Here is a 1,651-nt window from a genome sequence, read left to right on the forward strand (position 1 = left end):
GGTGCAAAATGGTGTTGGTTTCTTCCATTGCCGCATCAGCGGTTTGCAGCAGTGACAGGCCGTCATTGAGATTTCGAATAGAGGTGTCATAGCCACGGGCTTGCGAAGTCAGGCGAGTAGAAATATGCAGCCCAGCCGCATCGTCTTTGGCACTTTGAATGCGCGTGCCGGCAGCGAGCCTGTCCATCGTCTCATTATGGACACGATTAGTCCGGTCCAGATGGCGATGTGCCATGATCCCCTGAAAATCATTAACGATATGTCCGCCCATAAAATGGTCCCTGAAAAACACATATTGAATTTCAAAAACCCAGCGCTGCTGACAAAATAACGTATGGTGTGTTTTAGTTTTTAATTTTTATTAGATGTCTTTTATTCTTATCGTCTTTTGGTGATTAATTATTTAGTTGTTTATTTATTTTTTATTAAATATGTTGTTCGGTATTTTTTTATTTTAATAACTGCAAAGAATTCCACGGGATATTCTTCGCCTGCCCCAGCATAGACATCGTGGCATTTTGCAGCATCGCCATTTTGGTCATACTCACCGTTTCTTTACCAATTTTGGTATCCAGTATTTTGCTGTTGGCACCCGCGATATTGAGTTTATTCATTTCTAAACTGTTTAAGCTGTGGCCGATACGACTTTCCATCGCGGCGATGTCAGCCCGCTGTTCATCGAGCTGCTTAAAGGCAGAATCAATGGCGGCAATAGCGTTTTGCGCCCCGGTACGGCTAGAGATATCAATGTCCTGTACCGTGGTTTCTTCAGCGGTCATTACCAGCCCTTGCTGGTCGTAATCGCCCATCAGGGTGGCAAGGTTACCCGCGACACGCAGGTCAGAGTAGGAATCTACGCCGCCTTTGGTTGTTTTGTCATAAGCCATAAAAGCTTGCAGGCGATAATCATCGGTGACAGACAGCTGCACGCCGCTGACATTGGGGGAGTCATAGTCACTGATAAGCTGGTTATTCATGCCTTCGACAACATCGTTAAGCGATGCGCCATGTGCGGCTTGGTAGGTTTCAGAATCGGTACTTAATCGACTGAGTTTGATGTTATCAAGGACTGCTCCACCTGCGTTGTCTGCGCTGGTATCGTCAAAGAGCACACGAACTGAGGTCGTATTGGCATCTAATGAAATTTTTGTTGAGTATGTGGTCCAGTTTGAGTCGTCAGTGTTTGAAAAAGACTTCCGGGAGAGGTCGTTACCGTCTTGGTCTGTGATGACCGCATCAAAGTCAGAGTTGAAACCCTGACGCTTAACATGATCGAAGCTGAAATGGAGTTCTCTGTCCCCCTGAGCCACAACATCGCCTACATCAATATTTTGGGCAACGGTGTTAGCTCTATCAGATGCAAGGTCAAGTGCGGTATTGGTTTGGGGATTTGTTGGCCCCAAGTCGATGTATGAGCCCTGAAAGAGTTGGATTTGATCGCCTGATGTTTCAACCCAACCGTCAACGTCTTGAGAGTTGAAATTTTGATAAACAGATGAGCTGTCATCACCCCACGCTTCAAAATCGCCATTCACCAGTAAGTTGTCGTCGTTGACAGGCACAAAGCGAAACTTATCGATATTGATACCGCTTTGAAAGGTGAGTTTTACAGAGGGCTCATCGGAAGAAATATCAAAGAGGCCGATATCCT

At 45.8% G+C, this 1,651-nt stretch carries 2 protein-coding genes; both read right to left on the minus strand.

The features are described 5' to 3' along the window. Positions 1–271 (minus strand): flagellin N-terminal helical domain-containing protein (locus CS022_RS24525; RefSeq protein ID WP_456243291.1); only part of this gene is annotated, 271 nt, incomplete at its 3' end. Between the two features lie 178 nt (positions 272–449). Continuing rightward, positions 450–1,651 (minus strand): flagellin (locus tag CS022_RS24530; RefSeq protein WP_129124474.1); only part of this gene is annotated, 1,202 nt, incomplete at its 5' end.

The organism is Veronia nyctiphanis (genome assembly GCF_004116385.1).
GTDB lineage: Bacteria > Pseudomonadota > Gammaproteobacteria > Enterobacterales > Vibrionaceae > Veronia > Veronia nyctiphanis.